This is a genomic window from Pseudomonas sp. SDT291_1_S447, assembly GCF_054070155.1.
This window is the reverse complement of sequence record NZ_JBSVXS010000025.1, coordinates 1-24,830: the sequence shown is the minus strand read 5'-3', so window position 1 is coordinate 24,830 and position 24,830 is coordinate 1. Positions and strand designations below refer to the sequence as shown.

25 protein-coding genes and 1 pseudogene are annotated in these 24,830 nt (G+C 58.2%); 16 read left to right on the top strand and 10 right to left on the bottom strand.

Translation table 11 applies throughout. The features are described from left to right. The first annotated feature begins 74 nt into the window (after nucleotides 1–74). Complete coding sequence (locus ACW9IR_RS11310; RefSeq protein WP_110718795.1) at nucleotides 75–653, top strand: peptidase associated/transthyretin-like domain-containing protein; 579 nt, start codon at nucleotides 75–77, stop codon at nucleotides 651–653. On the opposite strand, the gene ACW9IR_RS11305 is transcribed toward ACW9IR_RS11310, so the two are convergent. Both ACW9IR_RS11305 and ACW9IR_RS11300 read right to left on the bottom strand, forming a co-directional pair. Beyond that, nucleotides 650–1,831 (bottom strand): aminotransferase class V-fold PLP-dependent enzyme, encoded by a 1,182-nt coding sequence (locus ACW9IR_RS11305; protein WP_457463221.1) that lies wholly within the window; start codon nucleotides 1,829–1,831, stop codon nucleotides 650–652. The two genes, ACW9IR_RS11310 and ACW9IR_RS11305, sit on opposite strands and share 4 nt — an antisense overlap. Nucleotides 1,832–1,860: 29 nt before the next feature. Further along, nucleotides 1,861–2,097, bottom strand: coding sequence for a DUF3820 family protein (locus ACW9IR_RS11300; RefSeq protein WP_003227425.1), 237 nt, complete (start codon nucleotides 2,095–2,097; stop codon nucleotides 1,861–1,863). Nucleotides 2,098–2,302: 205 nt separating this feature from the next. Here ACW9IR_RS11300 and ACW9IR_RS11295 point away from each other — a divergent pair, with 205 nt between their 5' ends. Next, nucleotides 2,303–2,770, top strand: a complete 468-nt coding sequence (locus ACW9IR_RS11295; protein ID WP_016983691.1) for a ferritin-like domain-containing protein — start codon at nucleotides 2,303–2,305, stop codon at nucleotides 2,768–2,770. A gap of 265 nt (nucleotides 2,771–3,035) precedes the next feature. On the opposite strand, the gene ACW9IR_RS11290 is transcribed toward ACW9IR_RS11295, so the two are convergent. Then, a complete protein-coding gene (locus ACW9IR_RS11290) occupies nucleotides 3,036–3,506 on the bottom strand; it encodes a MaoC family dehydratase (protein ID WP_003227420.1) in 471 nt (156 codons plus the stop codon). Between the two features lie 42 nt (nucleotides 3,507–3,548). Next, complete coding sequence (locus tag ACW9IR_RS11285) at nucleotides 3,549–4,493, bottom strand: alpha/beta hydrolase (RefSeq protein WP_457463218.1); 945 nt, start codon at nucleotides 4,491–4,493, stop codon at nucleotides 3,549–3,551. A 200-nt stretch (nucleotides 4,494–4,693) separates the two neighbouring features. On the opposite strand from ACW9IR_RS11285, the gene fadD2 reads away from it, so the two are divergent. After that, nucleotides 4,694–6,382, top strand: coding sequence for a long-chain-fatty-acid--CoA ligase FadD2 (gene fadD2, locus ACW9IR_RS11280; protein WP_102900200.1), 1,689 nt, complete (start codon nucleotides 4,694–4,696; stop codon nucleotides 6,380–6,382). A 347-nt stretch (nucleotides 6,383–6,729) separates the two neighbouring features. Beyond that, entirely contained in the window at nucleotides 6,730–8,427 is a 1,698-nt protein-coding gene (gene fadD1, locus ACW9IR_RS11275) for a long-chain-fatty-acid--CoA ligase FadD1 (protein ID WP_457463215.1), read from the top strand. 355 nt (nucleotides 8,428–8,782) lie between these two features. On the opposite strand, the gene ACW9IR_RS11270 is transcribed toward fadD1, so the two are convergent. Next, nucleotides 8,783–9,160 carry a hypothetical protein gene (locus ACW9IR_RS11270; RefSeq protein ID WP_007917843.1) on the bottom strand — a complete coding sequence of 126 codons (378 nt, stop codon included), beginning with the start codon at nucleotides 9,158–9,160 and terminating at the stop codon, nucleotides 8,783–8,785. A 197-nt stretch (nucleotides 9,161–9,357) separates the two neighbouring features. Between ACW9IR_RS11270 and ACW9IR_RS11265 the strand changes: the two genes are divergently transcribed. The 3 genes from ACW9IR_RS11265 (at nucleotide 9,358) to def (ending at nucleotide 11,206) form a co-directional block, all read left to right on the top strand. After that, nucleotides 9,358–9,549 carry a CsbD family protein gene (locus tag ACW9IR_RS11265; RefSeq protein WP_007917841.1) on the top strand — a complete coding sequence of 64 codons (192 nt, stop codon included), beginning with the start codon at nucleotides 9,358–9,360 and terminating at the stop codon, nucleotides 9,547–9,549. A gap of 164 nt (nucleotides 9,550–9,713) precedes the next feature. Continuing rightward, nucleotides 9,714–10,664 (top strand): YihY/virulence factor BrkB family protein, encoded by a 951-nt coding sequence (locus ACW9IR_RS11260; RefSeq protein WP_034153379.1) that lies wholly within the window; start codon nucleotides 9,714–9,716, stop codon nucleotides 10,662–10,664. Between the two features lie 2 nt (nucleotides 10,665–10,666). Beyond that, entirely contained in the window at nucleotides 10,667–11,206 is a 540-nt protein-coding gene (def, locus tag ACW9IR_RS11255; protein ID WP_038362614.1) for a peptide deformylase, read from the top strand. 129 nt (nucleotides 11,207–11,335) lie between these two features. Here def and ACW9IR_RS11250 read toward each other — a convergent pair whose 3' ends face one another. Next, entirely contained in the window at nucleotides 11,336–11,755 is a 420-nt protein-coding gene (locus ACW9IR_RS11250) for a GNAT family N-acetyltransferase (RefSeq protein ID WP_457463211.1), read from the bottom strand. Nucleotides 11,756–12,080: 325 nt separating this feature from the next. Between ACW9IR_RS11250 and ACW9IR_RS11245 the strand changes: the two genes are divergently transcribed. The 6 genes and pseudogenes from ACW9IR_RS11245 to ACW9IR_RS11220 all read left to right on the top strand — a co-directional run bounded on the left by ACW9IR_RS11245 (nucleotide 12,081) and on the right by ACW9IR_RS11220 (nucleotide 17,493). Next, nucleotides 12,081–13,022: a fatty acid desaturase gene (locus tag ACW9IR_RS11245; protein ID WP_457463209.1), complete on the top strand. Its 942-nt coding sequence runs from the start codon at nucleotides 12,081–12,083 to the stop codon at nucleotides 13,020–13,022. A gap of 141 nt (nucleotides 13,023–13,163) precedes the next feature. Beyond that, on the top strand, nucleotides 13,164–13,955 hold the full coding sequence (locus ACW9IR_RS11240; RefSeq protein ID WP_457463207.1) for a phosphate/phosphite/phosphonate ABC transporter substrate-binding protein: 792 nt from the start codon (nucleotides 13,164–13,166) through the stop codon (nucleotides 13,953–13,955). A 114-nt stretch (nucleotides 13,956–14,069) separates the two neighbouring features. Beyond that, nucleotides 14,070–14,597, top strand: coding sequence for a sigma-70 family RNA polymerase sigma factor (locus ACW9IR_RS11235; protein WP_095048175.1), 528 nt, complete (start codon nucleotides 14,070–14,072; stop codon nucleotides 14,595–14,597). After that, complete coding sequence (locus ACW9IR_RS11230; protein WP_457463205.1) at nucleotides 14,594–15,607, top strand: ABC transporter substrate-binding protein; 1,014 nt, start codon at nucleotides 14,594–14,596, stop codon at nucleotides 15,605–15,607. The genes ACW9IR_RS11235 and ACW9IR_RS11230 overlap by 4 nt, the downstream gene beginning before the upstream one ends. 566 nt (nucleotides 15,608–16,173) lie before the next feature. After that, nucleotides 16,174–16,950 (top strand): annotated as a pseudogene (locus tag ACW9IR_RS11225) (PAS domain-containing protein); the annotation flags it as partial. A gap of 3 nt (nucleotides 16,951–16,953) precedes the next feature. After that, nucleotides 16,954–17,493, top strand: coding sequence for a methyl-accepting chemotaxis protein (locus tag ACW9IR_RS11220; RefSeq protein ID WP_224789345.1), 540 nt, complete (start codon nucleotides 16,954–16,956; stop codon nucleotides 17,491–17,493). Between the two features lie 135 nt (nucleotides 17,494–17,628). Here ACW9IR_RS11220 and ACW9IR_RS11215 read toward each other — a convergent pair whose 3' ends face one another. The 3 genes from ACW9IR_RS11215 to ACW9IR_RS11205 all read right to left on the bottom strand — a co-directional run bounded on the left by ACW9IR_RS11215 (nucleotide 17,629) and on the right by ACW9IR_RS11205 (nucleotide 20,320). Next, entirely contained in the window at nucleotides 17,629–18,174 is a 546-nt protein-coding gene (locus tag ACW9IR_RS11215) for a hypothetical protein (protein ID WP_457463203.1), read from the bottom strand. A gap of 155 nt (nucleotides 18,175–18,329) precedes the next feature. Beyond that, nucleotides 18,330–19,754, bottom strand: coding sequence for an MFS transporter (locus ACW9IR_RS11210; RefSeq protein WP_457463201.1), 1,425 nt, complete (start codon nucleotides 19,752–19,754; stop codon nucleotides 18,330–18,332). A gap of 125 nt (nucleotides 19,755–19,879) precedes the next feature. After that, a complete protein-coding gene (locus tag ACW9IR_RS11205; RefSeq protein ID WP_102900210.1) occupies nucleotides 19,880–20,320 on the bottom strand; it encodes a PACE efflux transporter in 441 nt (146 codons plus the stop codon). A 122-nt stretch (nucleotides 20,321–20,442) separates the two neighbouring features. Here ACW9IR_RS11205 and ACW9IR_RS11200 point away from each other — a divergent pair, with 122 nt between their 5' ends. Next, a complete protein-coding gene (locus ACW9IR_RS11200) occupies nucleotides 20,443–21,318 on the top strand; it encodes a LysR family transcriptional regulator (protein WP_457463198.1) in 876 nt (291 codons plus the stop codon). A 160-nt stretch (nucleotides 21,319–21,478) separates the two neighbouring features. Here the strand turns inward: ACW9IR_RS11200 and gntR are convergent, their stop codons facing one another. Continuing rightward, nucleotides 21,479–22,510, bottom strand: coding sequence for an HTH-type transcriptional regulator GntR (gene gntR / locus ACW9IR_RS11195; RefSeq protein WP_150693305.1), 1,032 nt, complete (start codon nucleotides 22,508–22,510; stop codon nucleotides 21,479–21,481). A 216-nt stretch (nucleotides 22,511–22,726) separates the two neighbouring features. On the opposite strand from gntR, the gene ACW9IR_RS11190 reads away from it, so the two are divergent. Further along, entirely contained in the window at nucleotides 22,727–23,260 is a 534-nt protein-coding gene (locus ACW9IR_RS11190; protein ID WP_095048167.1) for a gluconokinase, read from the top strand. An 82-nt stretch (nucleotides 23,261–23,342) separates the two neighbouring features. Then, entirely contained in the window at nucleotides 23,343–24,698 is a 1,356-nt protein-coding gene (locus ACW9IR_RS11185; RefSeq protein WP_127929471.1) for a GntP family permease, read from the top strand. The last annotated feature ends 132 nt before the right edge of the window (nucleotides 24,699–24,830 follow it).

Sequence of the window (24,830 nt, the reverse complement as noted above, 5' to 3'; positions counted from 1 at the left end):
CGATACATAGTTACCGCACAGCCGCGTTTGCGTGGCGCTAATCTGCTTTCATCTTACGGAAGAGAGAACGCCTCATGGACGACCATCAATCAGCAGACTTGCCCCATCAGCCTCTTCGGCAACGGCAAACGCATATCCCTGGCAGCTTCGATTGGCGCAAAACCGAAGGCAAGGTGCGCAACATCAGTGGCGGCATCGAAGGCCTGCCACTGGTATTGCGTCTGGCCCTGGTCGACGCCATGACCGGTGAGCCAGTGGTTGGCGCCCAGGTCCGGATCGAACAGAACATTGGCGCCGACAGCCTGTGCGGCGCCCAGTCGACCGACAGCCAAGGCATCGTGCGGTTTACCAGTATTTATCCGGATCAGCACTCTGGCGGGGCTTCGTGCATCGCCATGACCGTGTGCATCGCCAGTGATGATCAACACCCGCAGTCACATCAGGAGGCCTGGGCAGGACGGCTGCATCTTCCGGATGTCTGTAGCTGTGAAACGGCGGAGGATGATGCTTCGCGACTGGTGTTGCGACCGATTGGCGGGGAAGGTCTTGAGGACGGCTACTTCGGCAGCCTGACGATCGGCGTCGACACCTTTGCGGTGTCGTCGCAGATCGGCCTTGCTGGCTACGAGAAGTCCACAGGCGCGGTGTTTTAGCGCAGCTCGTTCAGCGCGCGGACCAGCAACTGCATGTCGCCAGCGGTGGTGGTCATCCCCGGCGTAATGCGGATGCTCGGCCCGCTGGCTGCGCCGTTGCGCACCACGGTGAACAGGTTGTAGTCGTTGAGCAGACGCTCAGCCATCGCCTGTTGATCGTCGTGGCGTGTGAAGCGCAGTGAGGTGATGCCGCAATACAGTCGTGGATCGTCTGGCGTCATCACTTCGATGCCCGGCAAATGCCGCACCGCGCTGACCCACAGATTGCGCAGATAATTGACGCGAGCGCCTTTGGCCGGCGCACCGCCGAGGGAGCGGTGCTCCTCGAACACTAGCGGCAAGGTCATCAGCGCTGGAATGTTGGGCGTGCTGTACGACGTGCGCGCACGGATATCATTGGCCGGGTAATGCATTTCATCCATGTCCGGATCGATATCGGCCAAGCGTTGCGGCGCGATATAGAGGAAGCCGAGGGTGAGTGGCGCGCCGATCCATTTGTGCAGGTTGAATCCGGCGAAAGAGATGCCCAGTGCTTCAAGATCGAACTCGATCTGACCGAGCGCGTGGGCGCCGTCGAGGATGACATCGACGCCATGCTCTTTGGCGAGCGCGGCGATGGCTTGTACCGGCATGACCAGGCCGGTGCGGTGAGTGACGTGAGTCAGGGCCATCAGCTTGATCTTCGGCTGGCCGCTGAACGCTTCGCGGTAAGTCTCCAACAGACTGTCGTAACTCGCTGGGTGCGCGTGGGCAATCTCGATCACCTCGGCACCACGATGTCTGGCCAGCCAGCGCATGGCGCCTTTGACCGTGTCGTATTCCAGATCACTGATCAGCACCTGATCGCCCGGTTGCAAGCGGTTGTAGTTGCGGATCAGCGATTGCAGGCCTTCGGTGGCGTTGCGAGTGAAGGCTACGCTCTGCGCGCGCACGCCGATCAGCTCGGCCAGTTGCGCACGGATATCGAGGTTGTCGTGCTGCTCGAAACGCTGGCGCACGTACACCGAATTGCTGGTGTTGATCAGCTCGATATTGCGCTGGTATTCCTCGATTACTGTGCGCGACATGCGCCCGAAGTAACCGTTTTCCAGGTTCACGGGGCCGGGTTGAACGTCGTAACGGTCGGCGAACGTTTGCCAAAATGCTTCGTCACGGGCACGGCGGGTGTTGTCGGGCATGGTCGGCTGACTCTAGAGAGGAGCGCGCTTCAATGGCGCGGGGCAGGTTTGCCGTGTTTGGCGCGCAGCGGTTCGAGCAAGTCCGAGAGGCCGTTATGGTCGATCTCCTGCATCAGTGCGAGCAGGCCACCGAGTTCGCCGTGCGGGAAACCTTCACGGGCAAACCAGTTCAGGTATGGCCCCGGCAGGTCGGCAATGATCCGGCCCTTGTACTTGCCGAAGGGCATTTCGCGGGTGATCAACAGTTCGAGTTTTTCGGGATTCATCAGTGAGATCGTCTGGCTTCAAATCAGCTTGGAAAATACAGGCATTCTGCATGCAGGCCAAATGACAGATCATGCAAATAACCGTGATACAGATAGTTCACTTATCTTTAAATCATTGATAATTAAAGAAATTTTTAAAATAAAAAAGCTGGCACGCACACTGCAATATCCCTTGCATCTTCAACCAATCGCAAGGAATTGAAAAATGACCGACATGAATAAAGAAGCCATCTCTGTACTCAATGACCTGATTGAAACCAGCAAGGACGGTCAGGAAGGGTTCAAGACTTGCGCTGAAGACATCAAGCATCCAGAACTGAAAACCCTGTTTGTCACCCGCTCTGCCGATTGCGCAACCGCTGCAGCAGAACTGCAAGCCGAAGTTCGCAAGCTCGGCGGCGATCCGGAAACCTCCACCAGCGTAAGCGGTGACCTGCACCGTCGTTGGGTCGACGTCAAAGCCATGTTCACCGGCAAGGACGAAGAGGCTGTGCTGAACGAAGCCGAGCGTGGTGAAGACCATGCGCTGAAGGCTTACAAAGAAGCTCTCGAGAAAATCAGCAAGCACAATCTGGTAGGTATTCGTGACCTGGTTGAACGCCAATACCACGGCGTGCAACGTAATCACGACCAGGTGAAAGCGCTGCGTAACCAGGCTCGTGCTCGTTCGTAAGCGTTTGCCGGTTATAAAAAACGCCAGCTAGTCTGGCGTTTTTTTATGGGGCTGGGAAAAGCAAGAGCAAGAGCCCCTCACCCTAGCCCTCTCCCGGAGGGAGAGGGGACTGACCGAGGTGGATGTTGGAGATACACCGACTTGAGCGATCTTAGGTGAACTCAGGTTTTGAAAAGCACGAAGATCGGCTCCCTTTCCCCCTCGCCCCCCTGGGGGAGAGGGCTGGGGTGAGGGGGAAAGCTCTCACTGACACCCCACCAATCAATCAGCCAATGCTGATCGCCGGCAAAGTAGGCAACGTCACCGTCTGCTGCTTACGCGGCGCCAGAATCTCCGCCTCACCATCCACCACCAACTCATCACGCTGGTTGAACACACGAGTGGCAATGCGTACACGAAACTTCGGCAGCTTCTCGAGGATTTCCAGACGCACGGTCAACGTGTCACCGATCTTCACCGGCTTCTGAAAGCTCATCTGCTGGCCGATATAAATAGTGCCCGGCCCAGGCAGCTCGCAGGCAACGGCGGCACTGATCAGCGCGCCACTGAACATACCGTGAGCGATACGCTCCTTGAACATGCTCGCGGCGGCAAACTCGGCGTCCAGGTGCACCGGGTTGTGGTCGCCCGACATCGCGGCAAACAGTTGAATGTCGCGCTCTTCGACGGTCTTGCTGTAGCTGGCGGTCTGGCCGACTTCGAGGGCTTCGTAAGGGATGTTGGTAACCTGGGTCATCGGTCTCGATTCCTGTGACGGATTCAGTGAATCCAGAAAAAATTATTCGCTGCGCTGAGGGCGCGGATGGCTCAGGGCCTGATCGATCCAGGCCAGCACATCCGCGATCACTTCGTCGCGGTTGGTTTCGTTGAACAATTCGTGCCGCGCCTGCGGGTAGATCTTCAGTTGCAGGTGCTGGCTGCCGGCCGAGCGCAAGGCATTGGCCAGATCTGTCAGACGCTTGCCTTCACTCACCGGATCACATTCGCCGCCGATTACCAGCAGCGGCAGGCCCGGGTCGATCTGCGCGAGATTGGACGCTTTGCTGATCTGCTGCAAGCCGCCGAGCAGGTCGATCCACAGTTGATTGGTGCAGCGAAAGCCGCACAACGGGTCTTTGGCGTACAGGTCAACCTCGGCCGAATCGCGGCTCAACCAGTCGAATGGTGTGCGCACCGGTTTGAATTTGTTGTTGAACGAGCCGAAGGACAACCATTCGATCAACGCGCTGCGGCCCTTGCCACCCTGACGCATTTTCTCCACACGGGCGATCTGCCGCGCGGCGCCGTACAGCGCAACAGGCTGAAAGTTGGAACCACTGAGAATCGCCCCGTGCAGACTGGCGCTGTGGTGCAGTAAATAGCCTTGGGCAAGATAGCTGCCCATGCTGTGCCCCAACAAAATAATCGGCACACCGGGGTGTTGTTGACCAATGTGCTGATTGAGGCTGGCCAGATCGCCGAGCACTTTGCACCAGCCATCGTCATCGGCGAAGTGGCCGAGGGTGCCGTGATTGGCGGTTTTGCCATGTCCGCGTAAATCCGGGGCGTACACGCCATAGCCTTTGTCGCAAAACGTTTCGGCCAGTCGTGCATAGCGGCCGCTGTGTTCCGCCATGCCATGGGCCAGCAGGATCACCGCTTTCAATGGCGCGGCGGGCATCCATTGATTGACGAAGAGGCGGCTGCGGTCACTCGCGTCCAGCCATAGGGTGTCGTGGATCATGGCGCTTCCTTTGCTCAGAGTCGGATCATTGTATAGCGCGTCTGATCAGCCCACGCCACGGCAGGAAGATTCACACGATCAATGACGGCTTTGTCCATATTTGCCTCAATGGCCATAGCTGCTAGTGTCCGTGAAGCTCCGCTTTTTCAGAAATGACAGAAAGCGGCCCCGGATCGGCTCAGGTAAAGAGGACAAGAACAATGCAACCTGATTTCTGGAACGACAAACGCCCGGCCGGCGTACCGCTGGACATCGACATGGGTGAGTTCAAGTCGGTGATCGAGGTATTCGAGCGTTCCTGCAAGAAGTTCGCCGACCGCCCGGCATTCAGCAACATGGGCATCACCCTGACTTACGCCGAACTCGAACGCCAGAGCGCTGCGTTCGCCGGTTACCTGCAAGCGCATACCGATCTGGTGCCGGGTGATCGCATCGCGGTGCAGATGCCCAATATCCTGCACTATCCGATAGCCGTGTTCGGTGCCTTGCGCGCCGGGTTGATCGTGGTCAACACCAACCCGTTGTACACCGCGCGGGAGATGCGCCACCAGTTCAAGGATTCCGGCGCGCGGGCGCTGGTGTACCTGAACATGTTCGGGCAGAAAGTCCAGGAAGTGCTGCCCGACACCGATATTCAATACCTGATCGAAGCGAAGATGGGCGACCTGATGCCCACCGCCAAGGGCTGGCTGGTCAACACCGTGGTCAGCAAAGTGAAGAAAATGGTCCCGGCGTATTCGCTGCCGCAGGCGATCTCCTTCAAGAGCGCACTGCGCATGGGCCGAGGTCTGGGCATCAAACCGCTGAAAGTCAGCCTCGACGACATCGCCGTGCTGCAATACACCGGCGGCACCACCGGGCTGGCGAAAGGCGCGATGCTGACCCACGGCAATCTGGTGGCGAACATGCAGCAAGTGCGCGCCTGTCTCGCGCAACTCGGCCCGGACGGTCAGCCGCTGTTGCGCGAAGGCCAGGAAGTGATGATCGCGCCGCTGCCGCTCTACCACATCTATGCCTTCACCGCGAACTGCATGTGCATGATGGTTTCCGGCAACCACAACGTGCTGATCACCAACCCGCGCGACATCGCCGGATTCATCAAGGAGCTGAAAAACTGGCGCTTCTCGGCGCTGCTGGGCTTGAACACCTTGTTCGTGGCGTTGATGGATCACCCGGATTTCAAGACCCTCGATTTTTCCAGCCTCAAGCTCACCAACTCCGGTGGCACCGCACTGGTCAAGGCTACCGCCGAGCGCTGGGAGCAGATAACCGGTTGCCGCATCACCGAAGGTTACGGCCTGACCGAAACCTCACCCGTGGCCTGCACCAACCCGTACGGCGATCAATCGCGGCTGGGCACGGTCGGTTTGCCGGTGCCGGGCACGTTGCTGAAAGTCATCAATGACGATGGCGTCGAGCTGGCTATGGGCGAACGCGGCGAGCTGTGCATCAAAGGCCCGCAGATCATGAAGGGCTACTGGCACAAACCTGAAGCCACCGCCGAAGTGCTGGATGCCGAGGGCTGGTTCAAGTCCGGCGATATTGCGGTGATCGATCCGGACGGTTTTGTGCGCATCGTTGATCGCAAGAAGGACATGATCATCGTCTCCGGTTTCAACGTTTATCCGAATGAAATCGAAGACGTGGTGATGGCCCATCCGAAAGTCGCTAACTGCGCAGTGATCGGTGTGCCGGACGAGCGTTCGGGGGAGGCGGTGAAGCTGTTTGTGGTGGCGCGGGAAACCGGGGTCAGCCTCGAAGAGCTCAAGGCTTACTGCAAAGAGAATTTCACTGCGTATAAGGTGCCGAAACACATCGTGTTGCGTGAGTCATTGCCGATGACGCCTGTCGGGAAAATTCTGCGGCGCGAGTTGCGCGATATCGCGTAAAAGTCAAAAACACAAAGATCGCAGCCTTCGGCAGCTCCTACCTTGGAATGCATTTCCTGTAGGAGCTGCCGAAGGCTGCGATCTTTTGCTTTGAGTCCCCGAAAACCGGGGCTTTCAAGGAGGTCTAGGATTTTTGCTCTAAAATGACTGCTAGATAGTCTTGAGTCATGAATATGACTGTAGGGGCCGCTTTTGGCTCTAGTCGACCCTTGGCAAAGCTGCTACTCTCGGCGCGCTTTGTGACTTCTCGGCCTATGTAAAAGCCAGATTCACCAATACCAAACACACACCAATAATAATCGCATCAAATGCGGTGAAGAATTCGCGTTGCTGAGGAGTGGGCTTCCATGATCGAAGACTTTTGGAAGGATAAATACCCGGCTGGAATTGCTGCCGACATCAATCCGGACGAGTATCCGAACATTCAGGCAGTGTTGAAGCAATCCTGCCAACGCTTCGCCAACAAACCGGCTTTCAGCAACCTGGGCAAGACAATCACCTACGGTGAATTGTACGAATTGTCCGGTGCGTTTGCTGCGTATCTGCAACAGCATACCGATTTGCAGCCCGGCGATCGAATCGCCGTGCAACTGCCCAACGTTCTGCAGTACCCGGTCGCCGTCTTCGGTGCGATTCGCGCCGGGCTGATCGTGGTCAACACCAACCCGCTGTACACCGCGCGGGAAATGGAACACCAATTCAACGACTCCGGTGCCAAGGCGCTGGTGTGCCTGGCGAACATGGCGCACCTGGCCGAAGCCGTGGTGCCGAAAACCGGCGTCAAACACATCATCGTCACTGAAGTCGCCGACCTGCTGCCGCCGATCAAGCGCCTGCTGATCAACAGCGTCATCAAGTACGTGAAGAAAATGGTCCCGGCCTATCACCTGCCCAAAGCCGTCAAGTTCAACGACGTGCTGAGCAAGGGCCAGGGCCAACCGGTGGCCGAAGCCAATCCGCACAGCGGCGACGTGGCGGTGCTGCAATACACCGGCGGCACCACTGGCGTGGCCAAAGGCGCGATGCTGACCCATCGCAATCTCGTCGCCAACATGCTGCAGTGCAAAGCGCTGATGGGTTCCAACCTCAATGAAGGTTGCGAGATCCTGATCACGCCGCTGCCGCTGTACCACATCTATGCGTTCACCTTTCATTGCATGGCAATGATGCTGATCGGCAACCACAACATCCTCATCAGCAACCCGCGCGACCTGCCGGCGATGGTCAAGGAATTGTCGAAGTGGAAGTTCAGTGGTTTCGTCGGCCTCAACACGTTGTTCGTGGCGCTGTGCAACAACGAAGGTTTCCGCAAGCTGGATTTCTCCGCACTGAAAGTCACCTTGTCCGGCGGCATGGCCCTGCAACTGGCCGCTGCCGAGCGTTGGAAAGCGGTCACCGGTTGCGCCATCTGCGAAGGTTACGGCATGACCGAAACCAGCCCGGTGGCCACGGTCAACCCGATCCAGCACATCCAGATCGGCACCATCGGTATTCCGGTGCCATCGACCTTGTGCAAAGTCATCGACGATAACGGTGTCGAGCAGCCGCTGGGTGAAATCGGCGAACTGTGCGTCAAAGGTCCGCAAGTGATGAAGGGCTACTGGCAGCGTCAGGAAGCCACCGATGAAATGCTCGACAGCGAAGGCTGGCTGAAGACCGGTGACATCGCGCTGATCCAGCCGGACGGCTACATGCGCATTGTCGATCGCAAGAAAGACATGATTCTGGTCTCCGGTTTCAACGTCTATCCGAACGAACTGGAAGACGTGCTGGCGACCCTGCCTGGCGTGTTGCAGTGCGCGGCCATCGGCGTGCCGGACGAGAAGTCGGGCGAGGCGATCAAGATCTTTATCGTCGCCAAACCAGGCGTGACCCTGACCAAAGAACAGGTGATGGATCACATGCGTGCCAACGTTACCGGCTACAAGGTGCCGCGTTCGGTGGAATTCCGCGATGCGCTGCCGACCACTAACGTCGGCAAGATCTTGCGTCGTGAGCTGCGGGATGAAGAGCTGAAGAAGATCAAGGCCAAGTCCGCCGCCTGAAAACACGAAGCCCCGCAGATGCGGGGCTTTTTGTTGGGGCAGGCTGTAGATTTGCAGTGCCTGGTAAATCTACCCCCTCACCCCAACCCTCTCCCCCAGGGGGGCGAGGGGGAAGGGAGCCGATCGGGGGCCTTTCAGAACCTGAGTTCGATTCGATACCTCAAGTCGGGCGTATCTCACGCAAACACTTCGTTCAATTCCCTCTCCCTCTGGGAGAGGGAACCGATCGCGTGCAGTTCAAGACCTGAGTTCGACTCGACATTTCAGGTCGGTGTAGCTCGCCCAAACAACTCAGTCAGTCCCCTCTCCCTTTGGGAGAGGGCTAGGGTGAGGGGAAAAGGGGACAGCACAAATCCTACTGACGGAACGGCGCAAAATTCACATTGGTCCCCGCCGGACGCATGTCCTGCAGATACGAATCCTTGTCTGCACTCAACTCCAGGCTCAACGCCGCTTTACGCTTGCCTTCGTTGCGAATCACCAGCCCTTCAAGCTTTTCACGCAAAAACACCGTTGGCACCTTCAGGTGTAGCAACTCGTCAGTGGCCGGGGTGTGCATCAGCAGGTGAATCCACTCGTACTGACCGATGGCCAGGCGCGACACCGGCAGGTCGAACCACCAGATGTTGCGGTTGCGGTTCAGTTCGGCGAAGTGGCAGTTGTTGGTGCCGAGCACGGCACCGCCCAGTTCCTTGTTGCGTCGGGCGATGGCCTGCGTTTTATCGAGTTTCATAACATTCCTGCGGGATCAGTTCCTGGCGCTTGGCGCCCATATGTTGCGCATTCTCGGGGCTACGCACGCAAACATAAAGCCCAACCTGCACGCCGCGACGAAATGAACCCCTGAAAATAAATGAAACTTGGCGCAAACCCGGCCAGTCAATCATTACGTACTGACTTTTCCCCCTAATTGCACCAAGGAGAAACACCATGAGTAGCACAGGCGATAAAGTAAAAGGCATGGCCAACGAAGCGGTCGGCAACGTCAAGCAAGGCGTCGGTAAAGCCACCGACAACAGCAAGCTGCAAGCCGAAGGCAAGATTCAAGAGAAAAAAGGCGAAGCCCAGCAAGCTGTCGGCAAAGCCAAGGACGCGGTCAAAAAAGGCGTCGACAAGGCGTAATCCAGCCTTGAACGAAATACATGAACGGCCATCCAAGGATGGCCGTTTTTGTGTCAAAAGCCTGCAGCGACCCGACGAGGTTCGCCAAACAGGCTACCGTGATGTAAAAAACGGCCCCTGAGTCGCCACGACTTCAACCTGTATTGCGGCGAAAGGAGACGCGAATGATTTTTCCGGACATGAAAGGTCTGCCCCTGCACCGGGTGATGGTGCGCACGGTCACTGAATTCGTCGACGACGAGATGTCGACCTACGCCTCGGCACTGGCCTACCAGATGCTGTTCTCGCTGTTCCCGTTCATTCTGTTTCTGATCGCCTTGATCGGTTTCCTGCACCTGCCGGACTTCTTCTCCTGGCTGCGCCTGCAATCGGAACTGGTCTTGCCGCCGCAGGCACTGGAGCAGGTCAATCCGGTGATCGACCAGTTGCAGCAGTCCAAGGGGGGCCTGCTTTCCGTCGGTATCGTCATCGCCCTGTACACCGCCTCCGCGGGCGTGCGCTTGATGATGAGCGCAATGAACGCGGCGTACGACGTGGTCGAAGGCCGACCGGTCTGGAAGCGTTTCCCGCTGTCGATTTTCTACACCGTCGGCATTGCCGGCATGCTGCTGGTGGCCGCCGCGCTGATGGTGCTCGGGCCGCAGGTGATGGGCTGGATCGCGGCACAGGTGGGGCTGGAAGACTTCATCGTCACCGTATGGACGATCGCACGCTGGCCGGTGATCGTGATTCTGATGATGGTCGCCGTTGCATTGATCTACTACGTGATGCCCGACGTCAAACAGGAATTCCGTTTCATCACGCCCGGTTCGGTCCTGGCGGTGGTGGTGTGGATCATCGCCTCGTTGGGGTTCGCCTTCTACGTGAAAACCTTCGCCAACTACAACGCGATGTATGGCAGCATCGGGGCGATCATCGTGCTGTTGCTGTACTTCTACATTTCTGCTGCGGTGCTGTTGCTTGGCGCCGAGATGAATGCGGTGATCGAACACATGTCCAGCGAGGGCAAGGATGCGGGTGAGAAAGTCCCCGGCGAACTCGATGAGCATCCCAAACAACACGTCTCGGGCCTGGGCCGCGATCATTCGCTCAAGCCGGACACTGACGAAGTCTGATCATGATCCGTGAAATTCTGAAAATGGGCGACGAGCGCCTGCTGCGCATCGCCCCGCCAGTGCCGGCCGAGATGTTCGACAGCCCCGAGCTGTGGCAACTGATCGACGATATGTTCCAGACCATGGAAAGCGTCGGTGGCGTTGGCCTGGCCGCGCCGCAGATCGGTGTCGATCTGCAATTGGTGATCTTTGGTTTTGAACACAGCGAACGCTACCCGGACGCTGAAGCGGTGCCGCAGACGATCCTGATCAATCCACTGATCACACCGTTGAGTCCGCTGACGGAAGAGGGCTTTGAAGGCTGTCTGTCGGTGCCGGGGTTGCGCGGTGCGGTGGATCGTTATCAGCAGATTCGTTACGAAGGGTTTGATCCGAAGGGCGAGCCGATTGTGCGCACTGCGTCGGGTTTCCACGCACGGGTTGTGCAGCACGAATGCGATCACCTGATCGGCCGGTTGTACCCGTCGCGGATCACCGATTTCAGCAAGTTCGGTTTCACTGAAGTGATGTTCCCGGACCTTGATCCCACGGCCGACGATTGATCCAAGACCCAGTACATACTCCTGTGGGAGCGAGCCTGCTCGCGAATGCGCAATATCAGTGGCAGATTCTGTGACTGACACACCGCTTTCGCGAGCAGGCTCGCTCCCACATTGGTTTTTGCATGTCCCTCAGGATTGAGCAGTAATCAGCTCCATCGCAATCATCGGCTTGCTCCGCGCATACCGACTCAAGCGCTCTGCCATCGCTTGCGGCAGCGTCGGGTCGAACGTGAATCCGCGTCGCTCATAAAATCCACGCAAATCCGGATGACAGAACAGCCACACCGGCTCGCTCACATCCTGCACCGCCGCCGCAATCAACTGCGCGGCGAGCCCCTGATCCCGACAGCCCGGATCTACGAACAACCCGGTCAACCAATGCCCGCCCGCGACCGGCCGCAAGCACAGCGCGGCAACAATTTCTCCGCGTCGCGCGACCCACAGCTGCGCATCGCGAACAGCTTTCATCGACGATTGATGGCTGCGGTAAAACTTGTTCATCAACGGCCATAACGACTCGTCGAGCAGGCTGTATTGGGTGTCGGGCATGGGATCGGACTGTCGGCGCTGAAAGCGGCGATTATAAAAGAACGCGCGCAACAGGATAGGTGTATACCTGAGCCTACATCCCCTATGAGTGGAGTACGCATCATGTCCAAAGGTATGGATTCAAAGAAAGCCGCAAAGAAAAAACCGGCCAAGACCGCGATTGAAAAACGCGCAGAGAAGAAAGCCAAAAAGGTCGACATCTTCGGTCACTGATCACGCCTTTCCGGAGCCCGGTTCTCGGGCTCCTGCCTGAACCCGAAAATAATCTGCAAGATTGCACCGCGTCGTTGCACAGAAGGGCAAGAGTCCCGTTCCGAGCAATGCCATGCCCCATTACTTCGACGCCGCCCATCGTCAGCAGATCGAAACCCTGCGCCAACGCTTTACTGCCCGTACCGAGTGGCCGACCTGGTTGTTGCTGATCGGCGTCTATGGCGGCTGGTTTGCCATTGTTCTCAATAGTCATTGGCTGGGCCGTGCCTTGAGCACGCTGTTGCTGATCCCGTTGCTGGTGCTGTGGCTGTCGGTGCAACACGAGTTGCTGCACGGGCATCCGACGCGCTGGGTTCGCTTCAACAAGATCCTTGGCTACGCGCCTTTTGCCGTGTGGTATCCGTACACGCTGTATCGCGACAGCCATTTGCTGCATCACCGTGATGAGGATCTCACCGTGCCCGGCGTCGATCCGGAAAGCCGCTATCTGACCCGCGTTGGCTGGCAGGGCCGTTCGCTGTTCGAGCGCAGCTTGCATTGGTTGAACAAAACCGTGCTCGGACGCTTCCTGATTGGCGCCCCGCTGGCGCTGCTAGCGTTGGCCAAAGAACAGTTGCTGCGGCTGAAAAGCGGCGAGCGCCAGGCTTGGCTGATGTGGTTGACTCATGGTGCGTTTACATTATTGATGCTGTGGTTTGTCGCCCGTGTCAGCGTGCTGCCGGTCTGGCATTACGTGCTGCTGATCAGCGTACCGGCGCTGTCGATCGCGATGATCCGCTCCTACTATGAACACCGCCCGCATGCGCAGCCGGAGCAGCGCACCGTCTTGAACGAAGCGGGTTGGCCATGGCGCTGGTTGTTCCTGAATCTGAACTTTCATCTGGTGCATCACGACTTGCCGAAGCTGGCGTGGTACGACTTGCCCAGGGTTTACCGGATGCATCGCGAGCAATGGATCGCGCGCAGTGGCGGGTTTCTCGTTAAGGGGTATGGCGAGTTCTGGCGGAGTAATGGCTTCAAGCCAATCGACAGTCCCGAGCATCCCTTCCACTGACCCAAGACCACCGCAAAACCCTGTGGGAGCGAGCCTGCTCGCGAAGGCGTCGTGTCAGTTGATAGGTCTGTTGTCTGACCCAGCGCTTTCGCGAGCAGGCTCACTCCCACATTGGCTATTTGTAACTCGGAAAATATGTGTATGGCTCAACACCACACCGAACTGCTGATGTACGTCGCCCCCGAGTCAATCCGCGTGGCCAATGAGCGCTGGATTGCGCGCATTCTTGAGCTGCTTGGCCACACTCGCTTGAGTGCTGAAGGCCTGTCGCTGCCAGAACTCTGGCTATCCCCCGATCTACTGCTCACACAAACCTGCGGCTACCCGCTGATGACCGCGTTGCGCGGCCAGGTGCGTATCGTCGGCCGTCCGCGCTACGAACTCCCCGATGCCAGCGCCGGCTACCATTGCAGCCTGATCCTCAGCCGCGCTGATGACTCACGCAAAAACTTGGCGGACTTTCAAAACAGTCGAGGGGTGATCAACAGCGAAGATTCCAACAGTGGCATGAACCTGCTGCGTCAGCGTCTGGCGTCGTTGCAGCAAAACGGGCAGTTCTTCGCCTCGGTCGGCATCAGCGGCGGCCATCGCGAGAGCCTGCGCTGGCTGCGCGAAAACCGCGCCGATCTGGCCGCCATCGACAGCGTTACCTACGCCTATCTCGCCCGGTATGTGCCTGAAGAAGTCAGCGCCTTGCGGGTGATCGCGCGCAGCGCCCTGAGCCCGACCCTGCCGTTCATTACCGTTGCCAGCGCCACGGACGAGCAGATCGAAACACTTCGGCACGTGATGAACCAGACCTTGCGCGAACAGCCCGACGTCTCGCAGACACTGGGCTTGCCGGAAGTACTTCCGGCGAACACCAGCGATTACCAGATTCTCCTCGACTATCAACAGCAGGCCGATCGCTTGGGCTATGGCCGTCTTCGCTAATGCATTTAGAGAATATAAGAATTCGTTTTAAGTATTTTTAACGAATAAGGCGCCTTGCTACGATCGCGCCACCGGAACACCGGACATTCAGCGACCCCTCATCAAGGAGCCCCTATGTCCGGCGCCGACCTTTCCCATCGTCACACCGTGGACGGCCTGTTTCGCGCCCACTATGGTTGGCTCTGTGCTTATCTGCGCCGTCATCTGCATGACGCGGCCAGCAGCGAAGACATCGCCGCCGAAACCTTCGCCCAATTGCTCGAAGCCCCAGCGCTGAGGGCCATTCGTGAACCTCGCGCCCTGCTGACGACTATCGCCCAACGCCTGCTTTATCAGCGCTGGCGACGCGGTGATCTGGAGCGTCACCATCGCCAGCACATCGATGTCGATTACGCCGCTTCGCCTGAAGACCTCGTAACGCTGTCGCAAACCCTCAACCGCATCGATCACAGCTTGCAGCGCTTGCCCGGCAAAGTCCGCGCGACGTTTCTGCTCGCCCGCATCGACGGCCTGACCTACCCGCAAATCGCCACCGAACTGGGTATCTCCCAGCGTTCGGTCAGCGTGTACATGAGCCGTTCCCAAGCGCTGTGCGATCGCCACAGCGCCAACCAATTCCTGCAAAACAAGAGGTCTGCATGAGATCGATCAAAACCCTGCTCGGCACTTCGCTGCTGGCGTTGAGCCTCAGTGTTGGTGCTGTTTCGGCTACGGAGAAAACCGCGCCGATCCACTTCGGCGACATCACCTGGGAGAGCGGCAGTTTCATCACCGAAGTGCTGCGCCTGATCGTTGAAAAAGGCTATGGCTACCCGACCGACACGTTGCCCGGCAGTACGGTCAGCCTTGAGGCCGCACTGGCGAAAAACGATATTCAGGTGATCGGCGAAGAATGGGCCGGGCGCAGTCCGGCGTGGGTCAAGGCGGCCGCCGAAGGCAAGGTGTTCGGTTTGGGCGATACGGTCAAAGGCGCCACCGAAGGCTGGTGGGTACCTGAGTATGTGATTAAGGGCGACCCTGAACGCGGGATCAAAGCGTTGGCGCCGGAGTTGAAGTCGGTGGCGGACCTGCCGCGCTACAAAGACGTGTTCCGCGACCCGGAAGATCCGTCTCGCGGGCGCTTCCTCAATAGCCCGACCGGCTGGACCTCGGAGATCGTCAACAGCCAGAAGCTCAAGGCTTATGCGCTAAATGACAGCTTCGTCAACTTCCGCACCGGTTCCGGCGCGGCGCTGGATGCCGAGGTGGCATCGTCAATCAAACGGGGCAAACCGGTGTTGTTCTACTACTGGTCACCGACGCCGCTGCTTGGCCGATTCAAACTGGTCAAACTGGAAGAACCGCCGTTCGATGCTGAGGCCTGGAAGACCCTGGCCGATGCTAACAACCCGAACCCCAAGGGCACGCGGTCGATGCCGGCGAGCCTGGCGATTGGTGTCTCGGCACCGTTCAAGACGCAGTATCCGGAGCTGGTGACGTTCTTTGAAAAGGTCGATTTGCCGATTGATCTGTTGAACCAGACCTTGGCCGGGATGAGTGAAAAACGTTTGCAGCCGAGGTTGGTGGCGGAGGCGTTCTTGCGTGATCAGCCGCAGGTCTGGAAGCCTTGGGTGCCTGCTGAGGTGGCGACCAAAGTGGCTGGAAGTCTGTAAGTCATTTCTGTTGTTTTTGTAGTGCTTCCTATGGCGCCTTCGCGAGCAGGCTCGCTCCCACATTGGAATGCGTTTCTCCTGTGGGAGCGAACTTGCTCGCGAAAACGTCCGCCCCGGCAACAATTCTCCCCGCGCTGAACCGTTTCTTGTGCAAAAAGTGCCAGATACTGGCCGACTAGTGGCCTTGCGCAGGTCTTTGCACTGGCTATGCTTCTCGTAACTAACTATGTCGACCGTCATGTCAAAACATGGCTGATCCACAGGGTTAGTCCGTGAATTCATGCTGCCAGAGTGCGCAACCCGAGGCACCGACACTGAACCAACAAGGAGCGTCGCTTACATGGAAGTTCTTCAACGCGTTAGGGCTGGCCCGCGTGCGGGCTATCAAGAGAAGGATGTCTTGATTAGAGCGCCGCTGCATGGACGCTCCGATTGATCATCATTTATCACCTGACAACTTCCTCCCGTGGAGGAATGCGTGTGCCTGTTCTGTGGAACGTAGTGGTGGATCGTGAAAGAACTGAACTTTCATCAAATCAAAAGTCCGCGCGGAAGGTGATACAACCATGTTCAACCTACATCACAAGGCTGACCTGCAGCAGATCGAGCGATTCAGCTGCGCCTTGACCGAGGCCAACGCCAAGCTGGAAGCGATCAGCCGTTCGATGGCAATGATCGAGTTCACCCCTGAGGGCATCGTTCTGGATGCCAATGAAAACTTCTGCAAGACCATGGGCTACAGCGCCGATGAAGTGCGTGGCAAACATCATCGGGTGTTTTGTGAAGAGGCTTTCTATCGCAGCGAGGAGTACGCCAAATTGTGGCGTGACCTGGCGCGCGGTGAGCCGATCAGCGGGACTTTCCTGCGCTTGAACAAGGCCGGCAGGGAAGTCTGGCTCGAAGCCAGTTACATGCCGGTATATGGCCCGGACAAGCAAGTCCAGAGCGTGATCAAAGTGGCTGCCGACATCACCGCTCGGGTGAATAAAGAACACGAAGAAGAAAGCATGCTGGCGGCAATCAGTCGCTCCATGGCGGTGATCGAGTTCACCCCGGAAGGCAATGTCATCACCGCCAACGACAACTTCCTCAAGACCATGCAGTACTCGCTCAACGAAATCGTCGGCCATCATCACAGCCTGTTCTGCCATCGCGCCGAAGCCGAGTCCTCGCAATACAAGGCATTCTGGGCCTCGCTCAATCGCGGCGAATATCACTCGCATCGTTTCGAACGCAAGAACAAGTCGGGGCAGATGGTTTACCTCGAAGCGTCGTACAACCCGTTGTTCGACGCCAAGGGCCGCCTGTACAAAGTGGTCAAGTTCGCCAGCGACATCACCCATCAAATGACCACGTTGCAGAACGCTGCGGAATCGGCCCATAGCACTTCGGTACAAAACGACGCCTGCGCGCAAAAAGGCTCACAGGTCGTGCAGCAAACCGTGCAGATCATTCAGGACATTTCCCGCGACCTCAACGAAGCCGCGGCGAGTATCGATGCGGTGAGCAAACAGTCGGACATCATCGGCACCATCGTGCAGACCATTCGTGGCATTGCCGATCAGACCAACTTGCTGGCGCTCAACGCTGCGATCGAAGCGGCGCGGGCCGGGGAGCATGGGCGCGGTTTTGCGGTGGTTGCGGATGAGGTACGTAGCCTAGCGGCGCGGACCAGTCAGGCGACGCTGGAAATTGTCGACGTGGTGCGCAAGAACCATGACCTGTCGCTGAGTGCGGTGTCGAGCATGCAGTCGAGCTTAAGTCGCACCGGGCTCGGGGTTGAGCTGGCGAATGAAGCGGGGGAGGTGATTCTGGAGATTCAGCAGGGATCGCGGCATGTGGTGGATGCAATCAGCCAGTTCAATGAAACCCTGCAACTGAACTGATTTCTTCAGCTGGATACAATCAATGTGGGAGCGAGCTTGCTCGCGAAAGCAGTGTGTCAGTCGGTGGAAGTTTCACTGATACACCGCCTTCGCGAGCAAGCTCGCTCCCACATTTGATTTCAGGCGACCTGGAAATCACAGCGCAGCGAGAAACTTGTCCGCTTGCTTGTCGCTGTCCTTCACGTCGTTGTCTTTCTCTACCTGCGCCATCTTCATCTCGTCCTTCACACGCTCACCGATCTGTTTTTCGATCGCCAGTTGCTTCTCCGGTGGCATGGTCTTGATGTCCTCCTCGGTGATACCCAGCTCATCAAGGATCTTGTCGCGCAGACGCTGCTCCGGCGTCTTGCTCATGTAGTCCTTGAATTCGTCGGTCGCACTTTTACCGGCGACAGTGGTGGCATCGGTGGCTTGCAGGTTGACGCGGGTCTTGGCGAACGCTTCGTCGACGTTGTCGCTGATGCGCGTGGCTTCGCTGACTTGCTGGGTAGCGATCTGCGTGGCCGAGTCCTGCACCTTGGCAGTGGCTTCGGCGGTTTGCGCCTGGGTCTGGTTTTGCAGGGTTTGCAGCATGGCGCCGTGCAGACCACCTTGCAGACCGGCTGCGGCGATGGACGTCGCATCGTCATTCAGCGCTTTGGGCAGATGAATGATTTGCTGTTGCTTGGCACTGATCAACATGATGTGTGGACCTGTAGGTAATTGCTGACTGGCGTATCGGAGCAATTACCGTGCCTTCTGAATAAATCCTTTTATTTCAGAAGGTTGATCGTCGGTCAGGCGTTCGCGGCGGTCATCCTTTGCCGATAAGCGGCAGAGGATGACCGTTGCCAGCTTCAGCGATGGGCAATGTTCTCCAGTGCCAGATTGCGTGTGCGCGGGCCGAACCAGCCGATGGTCAGCATCACGATCAGCATACTGCTGACGATGAACGCCAACACTCCGGGTGTGCCGAAGTTGTCGAGAAACAGACCGATCAACAGGCTGCTGAACACCGTCGACAAGCGACTGAACGAGTAACAGAAACCGACGGCGCGGGCGCGGATGTTGGTCGGGAACAGTTCGCTCTGGTACGAGTGATAACTGAAGCTCAACCAGGCGTTGCAGAAGGTGATCATCACCCCGCAGAAGATCAGCCCGAACGCGCTGGTCTGCAAGGCGAACAAGGTGCCGAAGGTCATCGCGCCGAGGGCCGAGCCGACGATTTGCCATTTGTTCTCGAAACGGTTGGCGAACTTCACGAACAGCAACGGCCCGAGCGGGTAGGCGAGGGTGATGATGAAGGCGTACATCAAACTGTGGGTGACGCTGACGCCCTGGCCGGACAGCAACGCCGGCAACCAGTTGCCGAAACCGAAGAAACCGATCGCCTGGAAAATGTGGAAGACAATCAGCATCAACGCGCGACGACGATACGGCGGTTGCCAGATATCGGCGAAACGACCCTTGCCTTCGACGTCGACCGGAACGGCTTCGGGGGCGTCCAGCGGTTTACCGTGATCCCTCTCGCAACGAGCCTCGATAGTGTCGAGAATTCGGTTGGCCTCATCAAAGCGGCCATGCTGCGCGAGCCAGCGTGGCGATTCCGGCAGACGCTTGCGCAGCCACCAGATAAACAGTGCAAACACTGCGCTCGCCAACACCACCCAGCGCCAGCCGCTGATGCCGAACGGCGCTTGTGGCACCAGCCACCACGACATCAGCGCCACTGCCGGCACCGAGAGGAACTGTATGAAAAACGCGAAGGCAAAGGCCGAGCTGCGCATGCGTTTGGGCACCAGTTCCGAGAGGTAGGCGTCGATGGTCACCAGTTCGATACCCAGACCGATGCCGACCAGAAAACGCATGCAGATGATGCCCAGCGCTGAACTCTGAATCCCCATCAACACCGTCGCCAGCGTGTACCAGACCAGCGCGAAGGTGAAGATCGCGCGACGCCCGAAGCGATCCGCCAACGGGCTGAGCAGGCTGGCGCCGAGGAACAGGCCGAGGAACGTCGCCGAAGCAAACGCCGCTTGATCGGAGAAACCGAACACGCCCTGATTACCGGTGGCAAAAATGCCATCGCGGATCAGCCCGGGGCTGATGTACGCAGTCTGGAACAGATCGTAGAGTTCGAAAAAACCACCGATCGACAGCAGCGCCACCAAGCGCCAGATCGTCGCGACCGCCGGAAGGCGATCGATGCGGGCGGACACTTGGGCGGCGCGGAACGGGTCGATGCCGTTGCTTGTCGCGGCGGCGGGGGCGTGTGCAGTCATGGGCTGATCCATTTTTTATTGATGGAAAAGCTTAGCCTGCTATCGGAGTTGGCGGATTGTGAATATCGGCGGATTAAACAGACAAACCGCTGAATTCTTGCAATATCTGCTTACGAATTAACGATTTATGCCGCAGCGGCTGAATCTGGCAGCGCCGAGGCCGGCAAGCCGAAGATCCGGTCGAACAGCCAGTTGAAGGCGAACGTGTAGCACGGGATGAAAATGATCAACGCCAGATCGAGTAGAAACGCCTGCACCAGACTGATGTTCATCCACCACGCGATCAACGGAATCAGGAACACGATCAGCGTCAGTTGAAAGCCGACGGCGTGAGCAATGCGTCGTTTCACCGTGCGTGTGCGCGATACCTGGCGGCTTTCCCAGTGTTCGAACATCGTGGTGTAGATGAAATTCCAGGTCACGGCGATGGTGGTGATGATCACCGCCAGCGGCCCGGTGCTGCCCGGTGAGGTGCCGGACAACAGCGCCAGACCGAGGGCGGAGAAGGTCATGCCGATCACTTCGTAGAGCGATACATAGACCAGTTTGCGTTTAACGCCTTGCATGGGGATTTGCCTCTTTCTTGCCGTTTGTTGGCCAGTGGGACTGGCGAAGGCGGCGAAAGATAGCTTCAATAGGGCTGACAGAAAAAGTCAGCTACTTTCAGTTCTATTGATAGGTGTTCAGGGTGAATTTCAACAGCGATAGCATCGAGCTGTTTCTTGCCGTGATCGAACGCGGCTCGTTTTCAGCGGCGGCGCGTGCGTTAGGTCGGGTGCCTTCCGCCGTCAGCATGAGTATTGGCAATCTTGAAGCGGAGCTGGGTTATCTGCTCTTCGACCGCAGCCATCGCGAACCTCAACCCACGGCAATGGCGCTGTCGCTAGTGCCGCATGCGCGGCTGATTGCCGAGCAGCTCAAGCAGTTGCAAGTGCATGCCGTGGAATTGTCGTTGGGGTTGGAGAGCAAGTTGTCGATCGGCGTGGTTGCGGACATCGACCGGCGCGGTTTGCTGGCGGCGATCAAGCTGATCGCCGAGCGTCATCCGCTGCTCGATATCGAAGTGCTGACCGCGCCGCAGGATGATGTGCTGGCGATGCTGCACAGCGGCCGGGTCAGCGTGTGCCTGGCGTTCGCCGGATTGAGCATGAACGTGCTGGAGCGTTTTCAGTTTGTCGGCAGCGAACGGATGATCGCTACGCTGGCGGCGGACAGCCCGTTGTTACGGGGGCAGCAGGACCTGTTTCTGGAAGATCTGGTGCATGTGCGGCAGATCATCGTCGCAAGCCGGGACTTGCCGATCAGTGAGACGCGGCCGTTGGTGGCGGAGTCGTATTGGCGCACCGACAGTCTTGAGACGGCGATGGAAATGGTTGAGGCAGGATTGGGCTGGGGCAATTTTCCGCTGTCGGTGGTGCAGTCGCGGATCGAGTCCGGGCGGCTGAAGCGCCTGAACTTCCGCAACATCGAAAACGGTCTGGTGATGCCGGTGCACGCGGTGTGGCTCAAGAGCCAACCACTACAGAAAGGCGCGCTGGCCCTCGTCGACCTGCTCAGCCATTGAACATTGCGCAGATCCAACTGTGGGAGCGAGCTTGCTCGCGAAAGCGGTGGATCAGCCAACAAAGATGTCGACTGAAATGACGCCTTCGCGAGCAAGCTCGCTCCCACAGGGATTGTGGTCGAACCCTGGATTTGTGAACACCACAAAAACCTGAGGGAGGTCAGGTACTTTCGCGGATCTTCAGTTCAAAGCCCATATCTTCAACCGGGCGCGCTACGCTGTTACCCGCCATCAACGTCAGCATCTGCTCCGCCGCGCGCCGGCCAATCGCTTCACGCGGGGTGTTGATGCTGCTCAGGCGCGGCACCATGTGTTCGGACATCGGCAAGTCGTTGAAACCGAGAATCGCCACCTGCTCGGGAATCCTGATGCCGTGGCGCAGTGCTTCCAGCAACGCTCCCTGCGCCAGGTCGTCGTTACCAAAGAAGATTGCATCAACATCCGGATGCGCCGCGAGCAATTGCATAAACAGTTCCCCGCCCAAGCCCACCGATGAAGAACGCGGCGTCAGTACTTCCAGATCCGGGTCATAACGCCCGGCCTTCTGCAGCGCTTTGCGAAAACCTTCGCCACGCAACAAGGTGCGCTGATCGAGTTGCGCGCCAATGTAAGCCAGACGCTTGCGTCCACGTGAGAGTAAATGCTCGGCCGCCGTTTCACCGGCACTCAGTTGCGAAAACCCCACGCAGTTCACTCCGGCGGCGCTGTCCAGCTCCATCATGTACACGCAGGGAATGTTGCTCGCCTCGATCATCCGCCGCGAACTTTCCGTGCGATCAAACCCGGTCAGCAAGAAACCACGTGGCTGATAGGCCATGTAGTTGCGCAGCAGGTTTTCTTCTTCATCGCGCGAGTAGTGGAAGTTGCCGATCAGCACTTCGAAGCCTTTGGGCGTGAGCACCCGATGAATGGCTTCCAGCGTATCGATGAACAGCAAGTTGGATAACGAAGGCACCAGAACCACCACCGAATGGCTCTGCGCCGAGGCCAACGCGCGGGCAGCAGGGTTCACGACATAGTTGAGCTCGAGCGCGGCTTTCTGCACTTTTTCCACCAGTTCGGTGGCGACCGTGCTGACCCCACGCAAGGCGCGGGAGGCGGTAATCGGGCTGACACCGGCCAGGCGGGCAACTTCATTGAGGGTGGGACGGCCGGTGGTGCGAGTGTTTTTATCGTTTTTAGGGGAGGTCATCGGGCGGCTTGCCAAACAAAAATCAAGGCACTAAGGTAGCGCTGTCCTGATGCAGCTGTAAATGCGTAAGCGAGGTCCTGCCTGATCTTCGCTTTTTGGTGTTGGGAACAAACCTGCTGCAACCCAAAAAAACGACAAGAAGGCGTCGGCAACTTCTGCCTGTGCACTAGAGTCATAGCTAGCAAAGGTAGCGCTGTCTGCGCGCTGAGGTGTTATATGAGTCATCCCATCACCGCCCTGGTCATCATGGGCGTTGCCGGTTGCGGCAAGACGTGCGTCAGCGAGGCCCTGTGCCAATTGAGCGGCGCCACTGCCATTGAAGGCGATACTTTCCATCCGGCCGCGAACATCGAAAAGATGAGCGCGGGGATCCCCCTGAACGACGACGACCGTGCCGGCTGGCTCGACAGCCTGTGCGATGAACTGCGTCGCGTCGATGCGCTGGGCAAACGCCCGGTGCTGACCTGCTCGGCCCTTAAACACAGTTATCGCGAAGTGTTGCGCAGTGCCTTGCCGGGCCTGGGCTTCGTGTTTCTTGAATTGACCCCTGAAGTTGCCGCTGAGCGTGTGTCCCATCGTCCGGGCCACTTCATGCCGGCCACGCTGATCGAAAGCCAGTTCGCCACCCTCGAGTCGCCCAAGGGCGAGCCGTTGACCTTGGCACTGAACGCTTCGATCCACAGCGTTGAAGAACTGGCGTCCCAGGCTCATGTCTGGTGGCAGGCCCACGGTCTGAAGCAGGCGGTATGAGTGTGTTGAAAGAGATAGCGCTGTCCTCCCGACTTCTGTTTAACCCGCTTTAATAACAACAACAATCCAGGAGACACCCCCAATGTTTGGCATGTCCCATGAGACGTTCCTGCTGCTCGATGCAGTGGTCACGGTAATCGGCCTGATTATCCTGATCACCAAATTCAAGATTCACCCGTTCATTTCCCTGACCATCGCCGCAGCGTTCCTCGGCCTGACGTCGGGCATGCCGATCGGCACCATCATCAAGGCGTTCCAGGACGGCTTCGGTGGCGTGCTCGGTTTCGTCGGCATCATCCTCGCGCTGGGCACCATGCTCGGCAAAATGATGGCCGAGTCGGGCGGGGCGGATCAGATCGCCCAGACCCTGATCCGCGCATTCGGTAAGGATAAAGTCCAGTGGGCGATGATGTTTGCCGCGTTCCTGGTGGGCATTCCGCTGTTCTTCGAAATCGGCTTCGTATTGCTGATTCCGCTGGTGTTCATCGTTGCGCGTCGCACCGGCGTGTCGATCATCAAGATCGGTATCCCGCTGCTCGCCGGCCTGTCCGCCGTGCACGGTCTGGTGCCACCGCACCCGGGCCCGCTGCTGGCTATCGGCGTGTTCGGCGCTGACATCGGCAAGACCATTCTTTATGGTCTGATCGTTGCGCTGCCGACCGCGATCATTGCCGGTCCGATCTTTGGTACGTTCATCGCCAAGCACATTCCGGGTCACCCGAATCAGGAACTGGTCGATCAACTGGCCCGCGAAAATGACGACTCGACTACGCTGCCGAGCTTCAGCATCACCCTGATCACCGTGCTGCTGCCGGTGTTCCTGATGCTGCTGAAAACCTTCGCTGACGTGGCGCTGCCGGACGGTCACTTCTTCCGTATCTGGATGGACATGATCGGTCACCCGATCTCGGCACTGCTGCTGGCGTTGCTGCTGTCGCTGTACACCTTCGGGCACAAGCAGGGCATCGGTTCCCAGCAAATGCTCAAGTGGCTCGACGCAAGCCTGGCGCCAACCGCGGCGATCATCCTGATCATCGGTGCTGGTGGTGGCTTCAAGCAGATGCTGGTGACCAGCGGCGTGGGCGACGTGATCGGCCACATGGCGGTCAGCGCGCAGATTTCGCCGATCCTGTTGGCGTGGCTGGTGGCGGCGGTGATCCGTATCGCGACCGGTTCGGCAACTGTGGCGACCATCACCGGCGCGGGCATTGTTGTGCCGGTGGTGGGGATGATTCCGGGCGTTAACCGTGAGCTGCTGGTACTCGCTACTGGCGCTGGTTCGTTGATTCTGTCGCACGTGAACGACGCCGGTTTCTGGCTGGTGAAGCAATACTTCAACATGACCGTGGCTGAGACGTTCAAGACCTGGACGGCGATGGAAACCATCCTCTCCATCGTCGCGTTGGGCTTTATCCTGCTGTTGTCGCTGTTCGTTTAAGCGCTTCTTGCAGACACAAAAAAACCGCAGCGATGCGGTTTTTTTGTGGGTGAAATTTCGAGGCCGGGCACATTCCCTTGTAGGAGTGAGCCTGCTCGCGATAGCGGTGTGTCAGTGCCATTTACGGTGACT

Coding starts and splice junctions, on each gene's coding strand:
- ACW9IR_RS11310 (WP_110718795.1), top strand. CDS start 75: ATGGACGACCATCAATCAGCAGACTTGCCCCATCAGCCTCTTCGGCAA.
- ACW9IR_RS11305 (WP_457463221.1), bottom strand. CDS start 1,831: ATGCCCGACAACACCCGCCGTGCCCGTGACGAAGCATTTTGGCAAACG.
- ACW9IR_RS11300 (WP_003227425.1), bottom strand. CDS start 2,097: ATGAATCCCGAAAAACTCGAACTGTTGATCACCCGCGAAATGCCCTTC.
- ACW9IR_RS11295 (WP_016983691.1), top strand. CDS start 2,303: ATGACCGACATGAATAAAGAAGCCATCTCTGTACTCAATGACCTGATT.
- ACW9IR_RS11290 (WP_003227420.1), bottom strand. CDS start 3,506: ATGACCCAGGTTACCAACATCCCTTACGAAGCCCTCGAAGTCGGCCAG.
- ACW9IR_RS11285 (WP_457463218.1), bottom strand. CDS start 4,493: ATGATCCACGACACCCTATGGCTGGACGCGAGTGACCGCAGCCGCCTC.
- fadD2 (WP_102900200.1), top strand. CDS start 4,694: ATGCAACCTGATTTCTGGAACGACAAACGCCCGGCCGGCGTACCGCTG.
- fadD1 (WP_457463215.1), top strand. CDS start 6,730: ATGATCGAAGACTTTTGGAAGGATAAATACCCGGCTGGAATTGCTGCC.
- ACW9IR_RS11270 (WP_007917843.1), bottom strand. CDS start 9,160: ATGAAACTCGATAAAACGCAGGCCATCGCCCGACGCAACAAGGAACTG.
- ACW9IR_RS11265 (WP_007917841.1), top strand. CDS start 9,358: ATGAGTAGCACAGGCGATAAAGTAAAAGGCATGGCCAACGAAGCGGTC.
- ACW9IR_RS11260 (WP_034153379.1), top strand. CDS start 9,714: ATGATTTTTCCGGACATGAAAGGTCTGCCCCTGCACCGGGTGATGGTG.
- def (WP_038362614.1), top strand. CDS start 10,667: ATGATCCGTGAAATTCTGAAAATGGGCGACGAGCGCCTGCTGCGCATC.
- ACW9IR_RS11250 (WP_457463211.1), bottom strand. CDS start 11,755: ATGCCCGACACCCAATACAGCCTGCTCGACGAGTCGTTATGGCCGTTG.
- ACW9IR_RS11245 (WP_457463209.1), top strand. CDS start 12,081: ATGCCCCATTACTTCGACGCCGCCCATCGTCAGCAGATCGAAACCCTG.
- ACW9IR_RS11240 (WP_457463207.1), top strand. CDS start 13,164: ATGGCTCAACACCACACCGAACTGCTGATGTACGTCGCCCCCGAGTCA.
- ACW9IR_RS11235 (WP_095048175.1), top strand. CDS start 14,070: ATGTCCGGCGCCGACCTTTCCCATCGTCACACCGTGGACGGCCTGTTT.
- ACW9IR_RS11230 (WP_457463205.1), top strand. CDS start 14,594: ATGAGATCGATCAAAACCCTGCTCGGCACTTCGCTGCTGGCGTTGAGC.
- ACW9IR_RS11220 (WP_224789345.1), top strand. CDS start 16,954: ATGACCACGTTGCAGAACGCTGCGGAATCGGCCCATAGCACTTCGGTA.
- ACW9IR_RS11215 (WP_457463203.1), bottom strand. CDS start 18,174: ATGTTGATCAGTGCCAAGCAACAGCAAATCATTCATCTGCCCAAAGCG.
- ACW9IR_RS11210 (WP_457463201.1), bottom strand. CDS start 19,754: ATGACTGCACACGCCCCCGCCGCCGCGACAAGCAACGGCATCGACCCG.
- ACW9IR_RS11205 (WP_102900210.1), bottom strand. CDS start 20,320: ATGCAAGGCGTTAAACGCAAACTGGTCTATGTATCGCTCTACGAAGTG.
- gntR (WP_150693305.1), bottom strand. CDS start 22,510: ATGACCTCCCCTAAAAACGATAAAAACACTCGCACCACCGGCCGTCCC.
- ACW9IR_RS11190 (WP_095048167.1), top strand. CDS start 22,727: ATGAGTCATCCCATCACCGCCCTGGTCATCATGGGCGTTGCCGGTTGC.
- ACW9IR_RS11185 (WP_127929471.1), top strand. CDS start 23,343: ATGTTTGGCATGTCCCATGAGACGTTCCTGCTGCTCGATGCAGTGGTC.